At 74.3% G+C, this 17,426-nt stretch carries 19 protein-coding genes; 4 read left to right on the top strand and 15 right to left on the bottom strand.

Going from position 1 to position 17,426, the window contains the following annotated elements; all coding sequences use genetic code 11:
• Window positions 1–29 precede the first annotated feature (29 nt).
• The 11 genes from IG69_RS0102380 to IG69_RS0102330 all read right to left on the bottom strand — a co-directional run bounded on the left by IG69_RS0102380 (window position 30) and on the right by IG69_RS0102330 (window position 10,533).
• The gene (locus IG69_RS0102380) at window positions 30–662 is read right to left on the bottom strand and encodes a response regulator (RefSeq protein WP_030526585.1); all 633 of its coding nucleotides are present in this window, start codon (window positions 660–662) and stop codon (window positions 30–32) included.
• A complete protein-coding gene (locus tag IG69_RS0102375) occupies window positions 659–1,972 on the bottom strand; it encodes a sensor histidine kinase (RefSeq protein ID WP_157577283.1) in 1,314 nt (437 codons plus the stop codon). The genes IG69_RS0102380 and IG69_RS0102375 overlap by 4 nt, the downstream gene beginning before the upstream one ends.
• 115 nt (window positions 1,973–2,087) lie before the next feature.
• On the bottom strand, window positions 2,088–2,696 hold the full coding sequence (locus tag IG69_RS0102370) for a hypothetical protein (RefSeq protein WP_030526583.1): 609 nt from the start codon (window positions 2,694–2,696) through the stop codon (window positions 2,088–2,090).
• A gap of 35 nt (window positions 2,697–2,731) precedes the next feature.
• Window positions 2,732–3,130 carry a hypothetical protein gene (locus IG69_RS0102365; RefSeq protein ID WP_030526582.1) on the bottom strand — a complete coding sequence of 133 codons (399 nt, stop codon included), beginning with the start codon at window positions 3,128–3,130 and terminating at the stop codon, window positions 2,732–2,734.
• A 195-nt stretch (window positions 3,131–3,325) separates the two neighbouring features.
• Complete coding sequence (locus IG69_RS0102360; RefSeq protein WP_245616059.1) at window positions 3,326–4,123, bottom strand: MerR family transcriptional regulator; 798 nt, start codon at window positions 4,121–4,123, stop codon at window positions 3,326–3,328.
• A gap of 55 nt (window positions 4,124–4,178) precedes the next feature.
• Complete coding sequence (locus IG69_RS0102355; RefSeq protein WP_030526580.1) at window positions 4,179–4,610, bottom strand: VOC family protein; 432 nt, start codon at window positions 4,608–4,610, stop codon at window positions 4,179–4,181.
• Between the two features lie 184 nt (window positions 4,611–4,794).
• The gene (locus IG69_RS0102350) at window positions 4,795–5,244 is read right to left on the bottom strand and encodes an SCP2 sterol-binding domain-containing protein (protein WP_051750066.1); all 450 of its coding nucleotides are present in this window, start codon (window positions 5,242–5,244) and stop codon (window positions 4,795–4,797) included.
• Between the two features lie 198 nt (window positions 5,245–5,442).
• Window positions 5,443–8,217, bottom strand: a complete 2,775-nt coding sequence (gene topA, locus IG69_RS0102345; protein ID WP_030526578.1) for a type I DNA topoisomerase — start codon at window positions 8,215–8,217, stop codon at window positions 5,443–5,445.
• 135 nt (window positions 8,218–8,352) lie between these two features.
• Entirely contained in the window at window positions 8,353–8,709 is a 357-nt protein-coding gene (locus IG69_RS0102340; RefSeq protein WP_030526577.1) for a hypothetical protein, read from the bottom strand.
• A 124-nt stretch (window positions 8,710–8,833) separates the two neighbouring features.
• Entirely contained in the window at window positions 8,834–9,643 is an 810-nt protein-coding gene (locus IG69_RS0102335) for a hypothetical protein (protein ID WP_030526576.1), read from the bottom strand.
• Window positions 9,640–10,533 carry an ATP-binding cassette domain-containing protein gene (locus tag IG69_RS0102330; protein WP_030526575.1) on the bottom strand — a complete coding sequence of 298 codons (894 nt, stop codon included), beginning with the start codon at window positions 10,531–10,533 and terminating at the stop codon, window positions 9,640–9,642. Before IG69_RS0102330 ends, IG69_RS0102335 begins: the two co-directional genes overlap by 4 nt.
• 141 nt (window positions 10,534–10,674) lie before the next feature.
• Here IG69_RS0102330 and IG69_RS0102325 point away from each other — a divergent pair, with 141 nt between their 5' ends.
• The 4 genes from IG69_RS0102325 to IG69_RS0102310 are packed head-to-tail and all read left to right on the top strand — an operon-like array spanning window position 10,675 to window position 14,209.
• Window positions 10,675–11,856, top strand: a complete 1,182-nt coding sequence (locus IG69_RS0102325; RefSeq protein ID WP_030526574.1) for a sensor histidine kinase — start codon at window positions 10,675–10,677, stop codon at window positions 11,854–11,856.
• On the top strand, window positions 11,853–12,521 hold the full coding sequence (locus IG69_RS0102320; protein ID WP_030526573.1) for a response regulator transcription factor: 669 nt from the start codon (window positions 11,853–11,855) through the stop codon (window positions 12,519–12,521). Before IG69_RS0102325 ends, IG69_RS0102320 begins: the two co-directional genes overlap by 4 nt.
• Before the next feature lie 58 nt (window positions 12,522–12,579).
• On the top strand, window positions 12,580–13,383 hold the full coding sequence (locus tag IG69_RS0102315) for a dioxygenase family protein (RefSeq protein WP_030526572.1): 804 nt from the start codon (window positions 12,580–12,582) through the stop codon (window positions 13,381–13,383).
• 49 nt (window positions 13,384–13,432) lie between these two features.
• Window positions 13,433–14,209, top strand: coding sequence for a maleylpyruvate isomerase family mycothiol-dependent enzyme (locus IG69_RS0102310; RefSeq protein ID WP_084696525.1), 777 nt, complete (start codon window positions 13,433–13,435; stop codon window positions 14,207–14,209).
• On the opposite strand, the gene IG69_RS0102305 is transcribed toward IG69_RS0102310, so the two are convergent.
• From IG69_RS0102305 to IG69_RS0102290, 4 genes are all read right to left on the bottom strand, one after another.
• Complete coding sequence (locus IG69_RS0102305; RefSeq protein WP_245616058.1) at window positions 14,206–14,889, bottom strand: dienelactone hydrolase family protein; 684 nt, start codon at window positions 14,887–14,889, stop codon at window positions 14,206–14,208. The genes IG69_RS0102310 and IG69_RS0102305 overlap by 4 nt on opposite strands.
• Window positions 14,890–14,919: 30 nt before the next feature.
• Window positions 14,920–15,210: a hypothetical protein gene (locus IG69_RS0102300; RefSeq protein WP_051750061.1), complete on the bottom strand. Its 291-nt coding sequence runs from the start codon at window positions 15,208–15,210 to the stop codon at window positions 14,920–14,922.
• A gap of 12 nt (window positions 15,211–15,222) precedes the next feature.
• The gene (locus IG69_RS0102295) at window positions 15,223–17,010 is read right to left on the bottom strand and encodes a sodium:solute symporter family protein (protein ID WP_425414792.1); all 1,788 of its coding nucleotides are present in this window, start codon (window positions 17,008–17,010) and stop codon (window positions 15,223–15,225) included.
• A gap of 128 nt (window positions 17,011–17,138) precedes the next feature.
• Window positions 17,139–17,411, bottom strand: a complete 273-nt coding sequence (locus IG69_RS0102290; RefSeq protein ID WP_157577281.1) for a hypothetical protein — start codon at window positions 17,409–17,411, stop codon at window positions 17,139–17,141.
• Between the last annotated feature and the right edge of the window lie 15 nt (window positions 17,412–17,426).

Here is a 17,426-nt window from a genome sequence, read left to right as displayed (position 1 = left end):
CAGCGCCCCGACGGCCGTCCCCGCGCGGGTCAGGGGGTGGGCAGGTGGTCGCGCGCCCAGAGGGCCGCGCTGGTGCGGTCGACGACCCCGATCTCGCGGAACACGCGGCCGAGGTGCGCCTTGACGGTGCGCTCGGTGATGCCGAGGGCCCGTGCGATCTGCTTGTTGGCCAGGCCTTGCGAGACCAGCCGGAGCACCTCGGTCTCGCGCGGGGAGAGCCCGACGGCCTCGCCGTCGCGCACCGGGTCGCCGGTGGCGGGCAGGAGGGCGGCCGCGACCCGCGGGTCGATGGGCACGTGCCCCTGCGCGGCCGCGCGGACCGCCGCGACGAGGTCGGCCGGCTCGGAGTCCTTGAGGACGTACCCGATGGCCCCGGCGGCGAGGACCTCGCGGACGCGGTCGCGGTCGGAGAAGCTCGTGAGGACGAGGACGCGGGTGCCCGGGAGGGCGGCCAGCACCCCGCGGGTGCCCTCGACCCCGTCGAGCACGGGCATCGAGAGGTCCATGAGGACGACGTCGGGCTCGGTGCCGACCGCCGACTCGACCGCCTCGGCGCCGTCGCGGGCCTCGGCGACGACCGTGATGTCGGGCTCGGCGTCGAGGAGCGTGCGCACCCCGGCCCGGACCAGCTGGTGGTCGTCGGCCACGAGCACCCGGATCATGCGCGCACCCCCATCGGGCCCTCGAGGTCGAGGCGCCAGTGCGTCCCGGCGCCCAGCGAGCTGGCCACCCGCAGTGTCGCACCCGGGACCGACGCGGCGTCGGCGATCAGCGCGGTCCCGAGGTGCCCGGGCTCGGGGTCGGCGAGGACGGCCTCGACGTCGAAGCCGAGCCCGTCGTCGAGGACCTCGAGCTCGACCGTCCCGGGGCCGGTGCGGTGCAGCGACACGACGACCTCGGCCGGGCCCGCGTGGCGCGCGGCGTTGCGGACGCACTCCTGCGCGACGCGGTGGACGAGGCGCTGGGCGTCGGCGGTGAGGGCGAGCTCGGCCTCGGGGTCGGTGTCGAGCCGGACGACGACGCCGTCGGCCCGGACGGACGTCGCGAGGTCGGTCAGCGCGGCGACCACCCCGGCCCGCGACAGGCTCGGCGGGTGGAGGTCGACCAGCAGCGTGCGCAGCGAGCGGATGCTCGCGCGCACGGCGGTCGCGGCGGCGTCGAGGTCGCGGGCCAGCGCGCTCTCGCCGCGGGCCGCGGCCGTCGCGGAGGCGCCGGAGACGGTGAACGAGGTGGCGGCGAGCTCCTGGACGGGGCCGTCGTGAAGGGTCGCGGCGATGCGCCGGCGCTCGACCTCCGAGGCGTCGACCGCCCGCTGGAGGAAGGCGACCTGGCGCGCCTCGGCGCTGCGGACCCGCTTGAGGAGCGCGAGGACGAGCGGGGTGACGATGAGGACGAAGAGCACGAGGCTGCTGGCCGTCACCCCGGCGAAGCCGCGCCACAGCTCGCCGGTGCGGCTGGCCACGGGGTCGTAGGAGACGTAGATCTCGAACAGCGCGGTCTGCCCGTCCGGCATCCACACCGGGCGGTACACCTCGACGAGCCGGTCGCCCCTCTCGAACTGGTTCTCGGACGCGTCGAGCTCCGAGACCTCCGCGACGGTGGTGGGTCCGTCGAGGGCCTCGCGCTGCCCCTCGTCCAGCCCGAAGGTGCGCCCCACGAGCTGGGGCTCGTCGGCCCACAGGACGTAGCCGTCGGGGCGCCAGAGCTTGACCCGGACGACCGTCTCGCGGTCGAGGCTGCGCTCCAGGGTCGCCCCGAACGCGTCGGCGGCCGCGGGGTCGCCGGCCATCAGTTCCTCGGTCATCGCCGGCTGGACGACCGCCTCGGCGATGACCCCGGCCATCGAGGCGGCGTCGTTGACGGCCTCCCGCTCGGCGAGCTGCCGGGCGGCGAGGGAGCCGAGGACGCCGACGAGCAGGAGGGCGGCGAGGACACCGAGCGCGAGCTGGGCGAGGACCCGGCGCGGGTGCACGGGGCCGTCGTCGGCGTCGATCGCCGCAGGTCGGGAGACCGTGACCCACACCGGTTCCGGGCACGGAGCGCCCCCGGCCGGGGCAGGGACCTCGACCGGGGACGGGACCGTGGGATCAGTCGTCGGATCCGTGCCCACCCGCGTCCCCACCGTGGTCGTCGCCGGCGTCGTGGCCGGAGCCGTCGTCGCCGCCGTGCCGCGAGCGGCCCGAGTCGTCCGAGCCGGAGTCGTCGGAGCCGTGGCCCGAGGAGCCGCTCGACGAGGAGTCGTCCGACCCGCTGTCGTCGGAGCCGCCCCGCGAGCTGCCGCTGGTCGAGCTGCTGCCGCTGGAGCTGCTGCCCCCCGAGCGCTGGTGGCCCGAGCGGTGGCCGGAGCTGCTCGAGTCCTCGCCCGACCGGGCGCGGTCGCCGCCGTGGTCGTCGTTCGCGTCGTGGTCGGCCGGGTCGTCGGAGGTGCCGCGCGGGCGGTCACCGCCGTGGTCGTCGTTCGCGTCGTGCGTGGCCGGGTCGTCGGAGGTGCCGCGCGGGCGGTCACCGCCGTGGTCGTCGCCCGCGTCGTGCGTGGCCGGGTCGTCGGAGGTGGCCGACGGCGAGGGGCTCGAGGTGGCGCTCGAGGGCGCCCGGACGGGCAGCCGCTCGGCGAAGGAGGCGTTGCCGAGCACGCCCAGCAGGGCGGGGGTGACGGCCACGGCGGCTCCGAGGGTGATGAGGGCGATGCGTCGCACGGTCCTGGTCCTTTCGTGGAGTGTGACAGGTGGGGTCAGCCGGGGAAGACGACTCGGGCGGAGCAGGTCTGCCCGGCGTGCGTCGCGACGGCGGTGATGGTGTCGGTGCCGGCGCGGTTCGCGATCCGGCGGGCGACGGTGAAGGAGCCGCTCGGTGCGACGGTGACCGCGGTGCCGGAGCCGACCTGGGTGCCGTTGTCGCGCAGGGTCCACGCCCAGCTCTGGCCGTTGCGGTTGGAGTCGACCTCGAGCTCGACCTGGACCCGGCCGTTGTCGGCCTTGGCCTTGAGCTTCCAGGTGGCGCCCTGGCTGCAGGTGCCGGAGGCCTTGGACTCGGGGGCCTTCGCGAAGGTGGCGGGGGCGGCGCCGGCGACGAGGGCGGCGGCGACCGCGGCGGTGGCGGCGACCCGGGACAGGGACTGCGTGCGGATCATGGGGTGCTCCTGGGCTGAGGTGGGCCGCTCGTCGGCCCGATGACGAGAACGGTGCCCGTGACCGATGGACACCCACCATCGGGCTTTGGTCCTAGTACCTCCCCTGCTGGCCTCCCCCGCTCGACGCAGCAGGACACGCCGCCGGCACCGGGGTGCGGGCGGCGTGTCCTGTGCGCTCGACGGGTGGGGCGGGCCTCAGCCGGCCGGGCGCTCGTGCCGGTCGGCGTTGGCGTGGATGGCGTCGCGCACGTACTGCGCGAGCCCCGGCGCCTGCTCCTCGTACGTGGCGGTGAACCGCGGGTCGGAGACGTACATGTCCCCGAGGCCCCGGTGGAAGGCGTGGTCGAGGTCATAGAACCACCGCTCGATCTGCACCCGGTGCGCCTCGGCGGCGTCCATCGCCCGCTGCGAGGTCGGCGGCTCGCCGGCCCGCATCGCGGCGACGAGCTCGGCGTTGACGGCGTCCTGCTCGGCCTTGACCGCCTCCCAGTCGGCCTTCGTGTAGCCGTCGGTGCGGCGCCTGGACTGCGCCCACTGGTCGGTCTCGCCCCAGCGCTCCTGCGCCTCCCGGGGGTAGTCGTCGCCGAAGGCGTCCCCGAAGAGCTCCTTGAGGTCCTCGGTCGTGGCGGGCTGCTCGGTCATCTCTCGCTCCAGTGCTCGGTCGATGGCGTGGACGAGCTCCTCGAGCTCGCCCAGCCGGGACACGACCACGGCGCGCTGGCGGCGCAGGTGCTCCGCCGCCGTCCCCTCGCCGTCGAGCAGGGCACGCACCTCGTCGAGGGGCAGGTCCAGCCGGCGGTAGGTGACGACGGTCGCGAGCCGGGCCAGGTCCGCGTCCGTGTAGAGGCGGTAGCCCGCGGGGGTGCGGCCGGAGGGGACGACGAGACCGATGGCGTCGTAGTGGTGCAGCGTGCGCACCGTGACGCCGAAGGTCTCGGCGACCTGCCCGACCGTCAGCTCCATCCCTGCAGTGTGCTGGCTCGTCGTGGTCATGGCACCACCGTGGGGCCTCACGTCGCGTGAGGGTCAAGCCGGTTCGGGCACGGGCTCAGGACAGCGGCGCGGTGAGCTCGAGGTTGACGTCGTCCGGGTCCTGGAAGGAGAGGATCGCGATGCCGGCGTCGGCCAGCTCGACGACCTCGCCGTGCGTGATGCCCGCGCCGTCGAGCTCCCGGGCGGCGCCGTCCAGGTCGGCGCGCGAGTCGACGGCGAAGCTCACGTGGTCGAGGCCGGTGACGTCGGAGCGGAAGGCCTGCGACCCGACCGGCCGCAGGCCGAAGAGCGTGCCCTGGGGGGTCTGGTAGACGACGCCGCCGTAGAACTTCTCGGGGGCGTCCTCGAGACCGGGCTCACCCTGGTGCTCGCGTGCGTCGACCGCCTTCGGCCAGCCGAAGACCCGGTCGTAGAAGTCGACCGAGCGCTCGATGTCGGTGACGGTGAGGCGGACGTGGGCGTAGCCGGAGCTCGTGACGAGGGACATACCCGCCACGCTACGTCGCGACGCCACCGGGATCGCCCGCAGCGACGACGACGTCCTCACCCCACGCGTCACTCGCGTATCGGGTCACCCGATACGGGCGCGCTTCACCCCGGAACGGTTCCCGGGTGAAGCGCAGGTGTATCGGGTCACCCGATACGTGTGGTGCGTCGGGGGCGGGCCGGCGTCAGGCCTTGGGGGTCTCGAACCAGTTCGCCAGGGCGGTCGCGAGGCCGAGGTCGCCGCGGGCCTTGATCTTGCCCATCATGAACATCATCGCCGGGTTGCCGGTCCCCGAGATGAGCTTGAGGAACTCGACCGGGCCGGCCATGAGCGAGAGGTCGGGCTCGGCGGTCGGCGCCTTCTCGACGGTGCACGTGCCGTGGTCGACGACGACGGCGTAGGTGTCGCTGGAGTCCCCCGGCCCGCCGGTGACCCGGAAGTCGATGCGCGCGGCGCGGTCACCGGCCTTGTCGGCCCGGAACTGCTCGGGGAAGCGGCCGAAGACGGCGTCGAGCATCGCGGTGCGGTGCTCGCCGGCGAAGGCGTCGCGGATCTCGCCGTCCGAGGCCCGCTTCACCGCCGCGACGAACTCGGCGGGCGAGGCGGTGGTCAGAGTCTGCGGGTCGAAGGCCATGCGTCGAGGCTACTGGCCGGTAACTTCCGCCGCAATCGGGGTCGAGGGCGGACGCGGTCGCCGGGGCAGCCGCTTCCGCACTCGACCTCGACGAGGGTGGAGTTCCAACGGAGTCGAGGGCGGACGCGGTCGCCGGGGCAGCCGCTTCCGCACTCGACTCCGCTGACGGGGCAGGCGGGGCCGGGTCCGGACGATCGGTCAGGCCTTCTTCGTCGCCGCCTTCTTCGTGGCGGTCTTCCTGGTCGCGGTCTTCTTCGTCGCGGCCTTCTTCGTCGTCGTCTTCTTGGCCGTCTTGCGCGCGGTCTTCTTGGCCGGACCCTTGGCCCGCTTGTCGGCGAGCAGCTCGTACCCGCGCTCGGGCGTGATCTTCTCGGGGTCGTCGTCCTTGCGCAGGGTCGCGTTCGTCTCGCCGTCGGTGACGTACGGCCCGAACCGCCCGTCCTTGACGACGACCGGCTTGCCCGACACGGGGTCCGTGCCGAGCTCGGCGAGCGGCGGCTTGGCCGCGGCCCGCCCGCGCTGCTTGGGCTGCGCGTAGATCGCCAGCGCCTCCTCGAGCGTGATGTCGAACAGCTGCTGCTCGCTCGTCAGCGACCGCGAGTCGGTGCCCTTCTTGAGGTAGGGCCCGTAGCGCCCGTTCTGCGCCGTGATCTCGACGGTGCTGCCGTCCTCCTCGGTGCTCGTGCCGACGACGCGCGGCAGCGACAGCAGCCGCAGCGCGGTGTCGAGCTCGATCGTGCCGAGGTCCATGTCCTTGAAGAGCGAGGCGGTGCGCGGCTTGACCTTCGACTTCCCCTTGCCCTGCTCCTCCTCGGGCAGCACCTCGGTGACGTAGGGGCCGTAGCGGCCGGCCTTGGCGACGATGTCGCGCCCGGTGCCGGGGTCCTGGCCGAGGACGCGGCCGTCGTCCGCGGCGCGCTCGAGCAGCTCGCGGGCGATGGCCGGCGTCATCTCGTCGGGGGCGATGTCGTCGTTGATGGTCGCGCGACGCGGCTGTGCCGCAGCGGAGTCCGCGGCCGCGGCGTCGGTGACCTCACCGGTCGACGGGTCCACGCCGGCGGGCACGACCTCCTCGACGTACGGCCCGTAGCGGCCGACGCGCACGACGACGCCGTCGCCGATGTCGATCGTCGAGATGGCCCGGGCGTCGATGTCGCCGAGGTCCTCGACGAGGGAGCGCAGCCCCTCGGCCGAGCTCGCCTCATCGCCGAAGTAGAAGCGGCGCAGCCAGGCCGCGCGCTGCTCGTCGCCGCGGGCGATGGCGTCGAGGTCCTCCTCCATCGAGGCGGTGAAGTCGTAGTCGACGAGCCGTCCGAAGTGCTCCTCCATGAGGCGGGTCACCGCGAACGCGAGCCACGACGGGACGAGCGCCGAGCCGCGGTTGGAGACGTAGCCACGGTCCTGGATGGTGCCGATCGTCGAGGCGTAGGTCGAGGGCCGGCCGATGCCACGCTCCTCCATCGCCTTGACGAGCGTCGCCTCGGTGTACCGGGCGGGCGGCGAGGTCTCGTGGCCGTTCGCCTCAGCGCGCTTGACGTCGAGGCGGCGCCCGGCGCCGAGCTTGGGCAGGCGACGCTCGTCGTCGTCGCGGGTGCGGGCGTCGTCGCGCCCCTCCTCGTAGGCGGCGAGGAAGCCGCGGAAGGTGATGACGGTGCCGCTGGCGGACAGCTCGACCTCGCGGGCCGGGGCGCCCTCGCGCAGCGTCGCCGCGAGCCGCACCGACGCGGTGGAGCCGTGGGCGTCGGCCATCTGCGAGGCGACGGTGCGCATCCAGATCAGCTCGTAGAGGCGGAACTCCTCGCCGCGCAGCTCGCCGGCGACCTGGGCCGGGGTGCGGAAGCGGTCACCGGCCGGGCGGATGGCCTCGTGCGCCTCCTGCGCGTTCTTGACCTTCTTCTCGTAGCGGCGCGGCGCGTCGGGCACGGAGTCGCCCCCGTACATCTCGCGCGCCTGCTGCCGGGCGGCGGTCAGGGCGGTGTCGGACAGCGCGGTGCTGTCGGTCCGCATGTAGGTGATGTAGCCGTTCTCGTAGAGCCGCTGGGCCACCCGCATCGCGTTGCGGGAGTTGAGCCGCAGCTTGCGCGAGGCCTCCTGCTGGAGGGTGCTCGTCGTGAACGGGGCGCTCGGGCGGCGCGTGTACGGCTTCTCGGAGACCTCGGCGACGGTGACCTCGGCGGTGCGCAGCGCCTCGGCGATGCCGGTGGCGCGCTCCTCGTCGAGCTGCACGGAGCGCTCGCCCTTGAGGGTGCCGTCGTCGGCGAAGTCACGGCCGGTCGCGACGCGCTTGCCGTCGACCCCGGTGAGGCGCGCGGTGAAGAGGTCCTCGTCGGCGCCGGGCGTGACGTCGGCGTCGACGTCCCAGTACGAGGCGCGGACGAACGCCATCCGCTCGCGCTCGCGCTCGACGACGAGGCGGGTGGCGACGGACTGTACGCGGCCGGCGGACAGGCCGGCCTTGACCTTGCGCCAGAGCACGGGCGAGACCTCGTAGCCGTAGAGGCGGTCGAGGATGCGGCGGGTCTCCTGGGCGTCGACGAGCGCGACGTTGATGTCGCGGGTCTGGTTGGCGGCCCGCTGGATCGCCTCGCGGGTGATCTCGTGGAAGACCATCCGCTTGACCGGGACCTTGGGCTGGAGGGTCTCGAAGAGGTGCCACGCGATGGCCTCGCCCTCGCGGTCCTCATCAGTGGCCAGGTAGAGCTCGTCGGCGTTCTTCAGGAGGGCCTTGAGCTCGCGGACCTTCTTCTTCTTGTCCGCGTCGACGACGTAGTACGGGTCGAAGTCGTCGTCGACGTTGACCCCGAACTTGCCGAACGGGCCCTTCTTGATCTCCGCCGGCATCTCGCTCGGGGTCGGGATGTCACGGATGTGGCCGACCGAGGCCTCCACGTCCCAGTCGCTGCCGAGGTAGCCCGCGATGGTCTTCGCCTTCGCCGGGGACTCGACGATGACGAGCTTGCGTCCGGATGCCATGCCTCACACCTGCCTGTTCCGTCGGCCACGTGCAGCGGATTCGTCGCTGCTCGGACGTGGTGACGGCCCGACGGTAGCGCCCGCAGGCGTCCCGTCGCACACCCGGGTCACCGGCGGCGCGGCGCCGGTGAGGCGTCAGCGGTGGCTGCGGTGCAGCTGCGCGAGGACGGCCGCGGCGGCGACGAGGCCGATGACGAGCGTCTGGACGGGGCTGGTGCCGGCGGTCGCCCAGCCCAGGGCCCAGAGCCCGGCGGCGACGACCACGAGCAGCGCGGAGATCCCGCGGCGGGGGGCGGTGCCGGCGCCGAGCGTGTAGGCCACGCAGGCCGCGACGGCGACGAGGACCGCGACGAGCGGCACGACGGACGGCAGCCCCCGCAGCGTCACCGCGGCGGCGGACGAGGACGTGACCGCGACGAGGGCCAGCGCGAGGCCCCTCGTGACGTGCTCGGTGGTCGTGGACGGCGCGGGACGCTGCAGCTGGTCGGTCACGAGGTGCTCTTTCGGCGAGGCCGGGCCCCCTACAAGCCCGACCGGTACCCCTCACGCTAGGGCACGCGACGGGGGCGGCGCGGGTCGTTTCGCGGAAACCCGCGACGCGACCCGCGCCGACCTCTCAGGCGATCTCCTTGTGGGTCACCCGCCAGGTGCCGACGGCGAACGGCAGGACCACCCAGACGAGGACCGAGGTGCCCAGGTGCGCCCAGTCCTCGCCCCGCATCGTCCCGGCCATGAGCGGCTCGGTGACGAGCGAGAGGTCGACCCACGCGGTCACCCGCTGCGCCCCCTCGGTGAGCCCGCCGACGATGCTCAGGGCCACCGGCAGGACGAACGACGCGGCGATGGCCAGCGGCGTGTTGAGGAAGAGCAGCCCGAACCCGACGCCCTGCACGAGGAAGACCAGGAGCGCGAGCGCAAGCCCGAGGGCGAGCGCACCGGGCACGCGCCACTCGGTGGCCCCGTCCCGGACGAACGAGCCGACGAGCCGGGCCAGCGCCACCGCGGCGGCCGTCGTCGCGAGGACGACGAGGCCGAGGACGACGGACGCGAGCGCCTTGGCCGCCACGACCCGGCCGCGGTGCGGCTCGAGGGCGAAGGTCACGAGCCCGGTGCGCTGCGACCACTCGGCCGTGGCCGCCATGATGCCGAGGACCGGCAGGAGGACCGAGAGCGGCAACGCGGCCAGCCCGAGCAGGCCCGCGTAGCCCGAGTCCTTCGCCGAGCCCCAGACGAGGAACGCGACGACGAGGGCGACGGCGATCCCGGCGGTCACACCGAGCAGCCAGCGGCCGGCCCGGGTGTCGACGAGCTTGCGGACCTCGACGCGCACGAGCCGCGCGAGCGGGACCCCGGGCCGCCCGGTGCGGCCCGGCGCCGGGGACGCGGCAGGCGACGGCGCCTCGGGGGTGCGGGTCACGGTGCTCACGCCGCCACCTCCCGCGCGTCGTCGGCGGTCAGCCGCAGGAAGAGCTCCTCGAGGCCCTGGGCGCCGTGCGGGCGCAGGTCGGTGACGACCACCCCCGCGGCGAGCGCCGTGCGGCCCACCACGGCGGGCTCGACGTCGACGACCACCCCCTCGGGCGTCCGGGTCGCGTCGTGCCCGGCGGCCTCGAGGGCCGCGGCGAGCGCGGCGTCGTCCTCGGAGGAGACGCGGGTGCCCTCGCCGGCGACGAGCTCGGCGACCGCACCGCTGGCGACGACCCGGCCGCGGCCGATGACGACGACGTCGTCGGCGACGGCCTGCACCTCGTGGAGCAGGTGCGAGGAGAGCAGCACCGCGCCCCCGCGGTCGGCGAAGCCGCGCAGCAGGGTGCGCATCCAGTGGATGCCCTGGGGGTCGAGGCCGTTGGCGGGCTCGTCGAGGACGAGCACCTCCGGCTCGCCGAGGAAGGCCCCGGCGAGGCCGAGGCGCTGGCGCATCCCGAGGGAGTAGGTGCGCACGCGCCGGCCGGCCTCGTCGTCGCTCAGCCCGACGAGCCGCAGGACGTCGTCGACGCGGCTGCGCGGGACGCCGATCGTCAGCGCGGCGAGGACGAGCGCCTCGCGCCCGGTGCGGCCGGGGTGCTGGGCCGACGCGTCGAGCATGACGCCGACGCGGGAGCCCGGGTCGACGAGGTCGCGGTAGTCGCGACCGAGGACGGTGGCGCGCCCGCTCGTCGGCGGGGTGAGGCCGGTGAGCATCCGCATGACGGTGGACTTGCCGGCGCCGTTGGGGCCGAGGAAGCCGGTGACCGACCCCGCCCGGACCTCGAAGGTGACGCCGTCGACGGCCGTGACGCGGCCGTAGCGCTTGGTGAGGTTCTCGACTCTGATCATGGCTCCAGCCTCGGCGCGGGCCGGGGTGCGCCGCATCGCCCGGCGGTCTGCTCCGGGGTAGACCTCGGTCTACATCCGTGGGGGACCGGGGTGGACCTCCGGCCGACGCGGCGACCGTCCGGCCGCTCCTAGAGTGGCCGGATGCCTCCTGCGACGCCCGTCCCCCGCCTCTCCTGGTGGGGCCACGCGTGGCGCGTCGTCGTCGTCCTGCTGGCGAGCCTCACCCTCTGGGTCCTCACGCTCGAGTCGCTCGAGGACGCCGGGTTCGAGGAGCACCCACTGACCGTCTGGGTGCTCGTCGGCGACCCCGTGCTCTGCCTGCTCCTCGTCGTCCTCGTCGTCGTCGCGCGGCGTCGGCTGCCGCTGCCGGTCGCGCTCGCGACGGCCGCGCTGACCGCCGTCTCGCCGATGGCCTTCGGGCCGGCGACGCTGGCCCTCTGCTCGCTCGCCACCCGGCGCCGCCCTCGCGAGCTGCTCCTCGTCGGCGGCACCACGGTCGTGGCCGCGCTCGTCTTCGAGGCCGTGTACCCGGAACCGAGCCCGCTGCCCCTCTGGGCCGCCGCGCTGGTCGTGTCCCTCTTCGTCGCGGTCGTGCTCGCCGTCGGGTGGTCCGTGGGCACCGACCGCGACCACCTCGTCACCCTCCGGGACCGGGCCGAGACGAGCGAGCGGGAGCAGCAGGCCCGCGTCGCGGCGGCCCGGTCCGCCGAGCGGACCCGCATCGCCCGCGAGATGCACGACGTCCTCGCCCACCGCATCAGCCTCGTCGCGATGCACGCGGGTGCGCTGACCTACCGGACCGACCTGGCGCCCGAGCAGCAGGCGGAGGCCGCGCGCACCATCGAGGAGAACGCGCACCTGGCGCTGCGCGACCTGCGCGACGTCCTCGGGGTGCTGCGCGCCGACGCCGTCGACGCCACCCTCGCGCCGGAACGGCCGCAGCCGGGGCTCACCGACCTGCCCGACCTCGTCGCCGAGGCCCGGGCCGCCGGGACCCGCCTCACCTTCGAGGACCGGACCGAGGACGAGGTCCCGGCGACGACCGGCCGGACGGTCTACCGGCTCGTGCAGGAGGCGCTGACCAACGCGCGCAAGCACGCCCCCGGGTGCCCGGTCACCGTCTCGATCGAGGGGCGGGCGGGGCGCGCGGTCGAGGTCGTCGTCAGCAACCCCGTGCCGCTGGGCGCCGGGGCGGCGCTGCCCGGGGCCGGGCTCGGGCTGCTCGGCCTCCACGAGCGCGTCGACCTCCTCGGCGGGGTGCTGCGGCACGGGCCGGAGGACGGCCGGTTCGTCGTGCGGGCCTCGCTACCGTGGGCGGCATGAGCACCGCCACCGTCCGGGTCGCCCTCGTCGACGACGACCCGCTGGTGCGCGCCGGCCTGACGATGATCCTCGGTGGCGACCCGGCCCTCGAGCTGGTCGGCGAGGCGGCGGACGGCGCCGACGCCGCGGACCTCGTGCGCCGCACGCGTCCCGACGTCGTCCTCATGGACATCCGGATGCCGCGGCGCGACGGCATCGCCGCGACGGGCGACCTGCTCGCGCTGCCCGACGCCCCGAAGGTGCTCGTCCTCACGACCTTCGACGCCGACGAGATGGTGCTGCGGGCGCTGCGGGTCGGCGCGCACGGCTTCCTCCTCAAGGACACGCCGCCGGCCCGCCTCGTCGAGGCCGTGCACGCGGTGGCGGCGGGCGAGCCGACCCTCTCGCCACGCGCGACGACCGCGCTCATCGCGGCGGTCGCCGGGCGCGACGGCGGGGACGTCGTGGAGCGCCGGCGCGCCGGGGCCCGACGGGCGCTCTCGGCCCTCACCGAGCGGGAGCGTGAGGTCGCGCTCGCTCTCGGGCGCGGGCAGACCAACCTCGAGATCGGCGGCGCCCTCCACCTGAGCGTCGCGACCGTCAAGGCGCACGTCGGGCGCATCCTCACCAAGCTCGGGCTCGAGAACCGCACGCAGGTCGCGATCCTCGTCCACGACGCGGAGTAGGGAACACCGGCGGGCGGCATGTGGTTGAATGTTCAACAACTTGTCCGAGGAGACCGCCATGACCGACACCACCGCGTCGAGCCGCCCGCCCGTGCTCTACCTCAGCCACGGCGCCCCGCCCCTGGCGGATGACGCCCTGTGGACCTCGCAGCTGGCCGGCTGGTCGTCGGACCTCCCCCGCCCGGACGCCGTCCTCATGGTCTCGGCCCACTGGGAGCAGGCGCCCGTCTCGGTGTCGGCCACGAGCGGCGACGTGCCGCTCACCTACGACTTCTGGGGCTTCCCGCAGCGCTACTACGACGTCACCTACGACGCCCCGGGCGCGCCCGAGGTCGCCCGGTCCGTGGCCCGGCTGCTCGCCCCGGCCGGCGAGACGCTGCACCAGGACCCGACCCGCGGCCTCGACCACGGCGCGTACGTCCCGCTCAAGGAGATGTACCCCGACGCCGACGTGCCGGTCGTCCAGCTCTCGATGCCGACCCTCGACCCGCACCGCCTCTTCGACCTCGGCCGGCGCCTCGCCCCGTTGCGCGACGAGAACGTGCTCATCGTCGGGTCGGGCTTCACGACGCACAACCTCGGCTGGTTCGACCCGCGCGCCGGGTCCGACGCGGCGCCACCCACGCCGTCCGCGGAGTTCGACCACTGGGCCGCCGAGACGGTCGCGGCCGGTGACGTCGACGCCGTCCTCGACTTCCTCGCCAAGGCCCCCGCGGCCCGCGAGGCCCACCCGCGCACCGAGCACTGGGCCCCGCTCTACGTCGCGCTCGGTGCGGCGTCGGTCCACGGCGACACCGCCGGGACGAGCGTCATCGACGGGTTCTGGTTCGGCCTGAGCAAGCGCTCCTGGCAGTTCGCCTGAGCCGGACGCCCCCTCGCGCCGGCGCCCGGCGCAGCGGCACACTGGCGCGGTGACCGCCGCCGTCGACCTCGACACCCACCTCGCCGGGCTCGCAGAGGCCACCGACCGCCTCGTGCGGTGGGCGGGCGAGACGGACCCGGGAGCCGCCGTCCCCACCTGCCCCGACTGGACCGTCGGTGACCTGCTGGTGCACCAGGGTGCCGTGCACCGGTGGGCGACGGCCATGCTGCGCGGCGGCGACCCGCGCACGGTCGACATCCCGGACCTCGAGCCGGAGGGGCGCGCCGCACCGGACGTGACGGCCTGGCTGCGCGCGGGCGCCGACGAGCTGCTGGCGACGCTCGACGACGCGCCGGACGACCTGGAGGCCTTCACCTTCCTGCGCGAGGCGCCGCCGGCCCGCCTGTTCTGGGCCCGGCGTCAGCACCACGAGACCGCGGTGCACGCGCTCGACGTGCTCGCCGCCCGCGAGGGGCGGGCACCGACGGCGGCCGACGCCTGGTGGACCCCCGCGGTGGCGGCCGACGCGGTCGACGAGCTCCTCGTCGGCTTCTGGCCGCGGCGCGGCAGGGGCCCTCGCGCGGAGGGCGACCCGTACGAGGCGCTCGTCTCGGCCGCGGACACCGGCGACCGGTGGCTCGTCGGCGTGGGCACCGACGCCACGACCACCGGACGGCTCACGCCCGGCGTCGGGGCGCCGGACGGCGCGGCGTCGCTGGCCGGTCCGGCGGTCGACCTGCACCTGGCCCTGTGGAACCGCGGCGGCGTCGTCGAGGACCCGGACGGCCTCCTTCCCCGCTGGGTGGACCGGGGCCGCGTCGTCTAGCGCGCCGGGGCGCCGAGGTGCTCGGCGAGGAAGGCGTCGATGCGCTCCCAGGCGTCGGAGGCCGCGACGGGGTCGGGCCCCGCGTGCAGGACCAGGCGCGTCACCGGGGCCATCCACCACGGCGCCGAGTCGGTGGGGTTGAGGAAGGAGTGCCCCGCGCCCGGGTACTCGCGGACGTCGTGCGGCACCCCGCGGGCCGCCAGGGCCACCTCGAGCCTCTCGGCGGCGCCGCTCAGGCTGCGGTCGCGGCCGCCGTAGCTCGCGACGACCGGGCAGGCACCGTCGAGGGCGTCCGGCGTGCTCGGGAGCATCCCGTAGTTGACCGACGCGGCGTCCCACCCGGGGCGCGGCGCGAGGGCGAGCGCGAAGGCCCCGCCCATGCAGAAGCCGATGACGCCGACCCGGCCGGTGCAGCGCTCGTCACCGACCAGCTGCGCGCGGGCGGCCTCGACGTCGTCGAACGCCGGCCCGTGGCCGCGCCGCAGCGCCGTGAAGGTCGCCCGGAGGCACGCCGAGCGGCGCCCGCGCGAGAAGAGGTCGGGGGCCAGGGTGAGGAACCCCGCCCCGGCCATCCGGTCCGCCAGGACGCGCATGTTCCCGTCGAGCCCGAAGGCCTCGTGGACGAGCACGAGCCCCGGCCACGGGCCCTCGCCCGCGGGGACGGCCAGGTGGGCCGGCACCTCACCGACCCTCGTCGCGCCACCCACGGCTCAGTGCCCGGCGCGCGGGCGCTTCTTGGGCGCCGGACGGGTGGGGTCGTCGGTGACGGGCTCCACGTCCTCCGGGACCACCACCGGCCGCAGCCGGGACCAGGCGACGAACCCGAGCCCGACGACGAGCAGGGCGAGACCCGCCCAGAGGTTGGCGTTCGGCCCGCCCGTCTTGTCGGTCTCGGGGTCGGCGAAGATCCCCATGGCCGTGAGGATCACGCCGTAGATCGCGAGGAGGCCACCGATGACGTTGCGGATGTCGAAGGCTCCGGCCGTGTGCTTCTCTGCCATGACGACTCCCGCTCAGAAGAGGATGTTGAGGACGATGACCATGCCGAGCGCCACGCCGGCGAGCGGCACGGTGCGGCGGTACCACGGGTAGGACGCCTCGTTCGGGTCGGTGCGGGTCTCCACCGGGGTCTCGGAGTACACGAGCCCGACGAGCTGCTCGGCCGGTTTCGGCTGCGTCACCATGGTGACCGCCACCGACACCGCGATGTCGACGACGAAGGCCGTGGAGGCGGCCACGAACGCCGCGCCCTGGCCGGAGAGGGGGAGCACCCCGAGCGAGGCCGACCCGAACGCGTCCTCGCTGAGGAACGCGACGACCACGGCGGAGAGCGTTCCCGAGACCAGCCCGCTCCACCCGGCGGCCGGCGTCATCCGCTTCCAGAACATCCCGAGGATGAAGGTCGCGAACAGCGGCGCGTTGAAGAAGCCGAAGAGGGTCTGGAGGTAGTTCATGATGTTGCTGAACGAGCTCGCGATGAGCGCCGTGAAGATGGCGACGACGGTCGCACCGATCGTGGCCAGGCGCCCGATCCTCAGGTAGTAGTCGTCGGACCGGTCCTTGCGGATGTAGTTCTCCCACAGGTCGTAGCTGAAGACCGTGTTGAACGCCGAGATGTTGGCCGCCATGCCGGCCATGAACGCCGCGAGCAGGCCGGTGAGGGCCAGCCCGAGCAGGCCGTTGGGCAGCACGTCACGCATGAGGTAGAGCAGCGAGTCGTTGTAGGCGACCCCCTGGCCCGAGGCCCCGCCGGGCGGGCTGCCCCCGTTCTTCAGCTCGACGATCTCGGGGACCAGGACCGCGGCGATCATGCCCGGGAAGATCGTGAGGAACGGGACGAACATCTTCGGGAAGGCCCCGATGACCGGCGTCTTGCGGGCCGCCGCGATGGAGTCCGAGGCCATCGCGCGCTGGACCTCGACGAAGTTGGTCGTCCAGTAGCCGAAGGAGAGGACGAAGCCGAGGCCGAAGACGATCCCGATGACCGACAGCACCGGGCTGTCGAACCCGGTGAGCGCCTGACCGGGCCAGGAGCTGAGCTGCTGGTCGGCGGGGGGCACCGCGGCCTCGGCCGGTGCGTTGGCCGCCATCTCGGTGATCTTGTCCTTGAGCCCCCCGTAGCCGCCGACCCGGTGCAGGCCGATGAGCACGAGCGGGAGGAGGCTCGCGACGATGACGAAGAACTGGAGCACCTCGTTGTAGATCGCCGCCGAGAGACCGCCGAGGGTGATGTACGAGAGGACGATGGCCGCGGCGACGGCCAGGGCGATCCACAGCGGCCAGCCGAGGAGGGCGTGGACGATGGAGCCGAGCAGGTAGAGGTTGACGCCCGCGATGAGCAGCTGGGCCACGGCGAAGGAGATCGCGTTGACCAGGTGTGCGCGCTTGTCGAACCGGCGGAGCATGAACTCCGGCACCGAGCGGACCTTGGAGCCGTAGTAGAAGGGCATCATCACGATGCCGAGGAAGAGCATCGCCGGGATGGCGCCGACCCAGAAGTAGTGGACGGTCGAGATGCCGAACTGGGCGCCGTTGGCGCTCATGCCCATGATCTCGACGGCGCCGAGGTTGGCGGAGATGAACGCCAGGCCGGTCACCCAGGCCGGCAGGGAGCGCCCGGAGAGGAAGAAGTCGACCGAGTCCGACACCGACCGCCGCGCGATGAGGCCGATGCCGAGGACGAAGACGAAGTAGACGACGAGGATGAGGTAGTCCACCGGGCTCGCGTCGATGAGGGTGTCCGCAGCGGGCAGCGCCGCCGGCACCCCCTGGACCAACGCCTGTGCTCCTGCAGCGACCACGACCACCACCAGCTCCTCGTCGAGGGTGACGCCGGGCCCGACGCCGCCCGCCGCGCTAACGCCTGCGCGGGGGCGTGCGGGGGCCGGGTGACCGGCGGTTTCGCGGGGTCAGCGGGTGGGGCCCCGGGTCACGCCGCGCGCCGGGCCGCCGGTGCCGCGAGGGCCCGCCCCGAGCGTGGGGTGACGATCCAGTCGTGGGCGCCGGTCAGCTCGCGGACGTGCGCGACCCGGGCGACCGCGTTGCGGAACTCGGTGTAGAAGAACATCCCCGCGAGGAGGTAGCCCACGAACCACAGCGGCCGGCGGCGCAGGGCGGGCGTCGCGTTGAGCCACGCGAAGAAGGTCTGGGCGGGAGCTGTCGACAGGGGCACGAGCACCGCGAGGACGAGGACGGTCGTCACCGGCACCTGCGCGAG

Origin of the sequence: Phycicoccus jejuensis, assembly GCF_000720925.1 — a bacterium.
Classification (GTDB): domain Bacteria; phylum Actinomycetota; class Actinomycetes; order Actinomycetales; family Dermatophilaceae; genus Phycicoccus; species Phycicoccus jejuensis.
Note: the sequence above shows the minus strand (reverse complement) of the source record. Positions and strands in the feature narration are given on the sequence as shown.

Coding starts and splice junctions, on each gene's coding strand:
- IG69_RS0102380 (WP_030526585.1), bottom strand. CDS start 662: ATGATCCGGGTGCTCGTGGCCGACGACCACCAGCTGGTCCGGGCCGGG.
- IG69_RS0102365 (WP_030526582.1), bottom strand. CDS start 3,130: ATGATCCGCACGCAGTCCCTGTCCCGGGTCGCCGCCACCGCCGCGGTC.
- IG69_RS0102360 (WP_245616059.1), bottom strand. CDS start 4,123: ATGACCACGACGAGCCAGCACACTGCAGGGATGGAGCTGACGGTCGGG.
- IG69_RS0102355 (WP_030526580.1), bottom strand. CDS start 4,610: ATGTCCCTCGTCACGAGCTCCGGCTACGCCCACGTCCGCCTCACCGTC.
- IG69_RS0102350 (WP_051750066.1), bottom strand. CDS start 5,244: ATGGCCTTCGACCCGCAGACTCTGACCACCGCCTCGCCCGCCGAGTTC.
- topA (WP_030526578.1), bottom strand. CDS start 8,217: ATGGCATCCGGACGCAAGCTCGTCATCGTCGAGTCCCCGGCGAAGGCG.
- IG69_RS0102330 (WP_030526575.1), bottom strand. CDS start 10,533: ATGATCAGAGTCGAGAACCTCACCAAGCGCTACGGCCGCGTCACGGCC.
- IG69_RS0102325 (WP_030526574.1), top strand. CDS start 10,675: ATGCCTCCTGCGACGCCCGTCCCCCGCCTCTCCTGGTGGGGCCACGCG.
- IG69_RS0102320 (WP_030526573.1), top strand. CDS start 11,853: ATGAGCACCGCCACCGTCCGGGTCGCCCTCGTCGACGACGACCCGCTG.
- IG69_RS0102315 (WP_030526572.1), top strand. CDS start 12,580: ATGACCGACACCACCGCGTCGAGCCGCCCGCCCGTGCTCTACCTCAGC.
- IG69_RS0102300 (WP_051750061.1), bottom strand. CDS start 15,210: ATGGCAGAGAAGCACACGGCCGGAGCCTTCGACATCCGCAACGTCATC.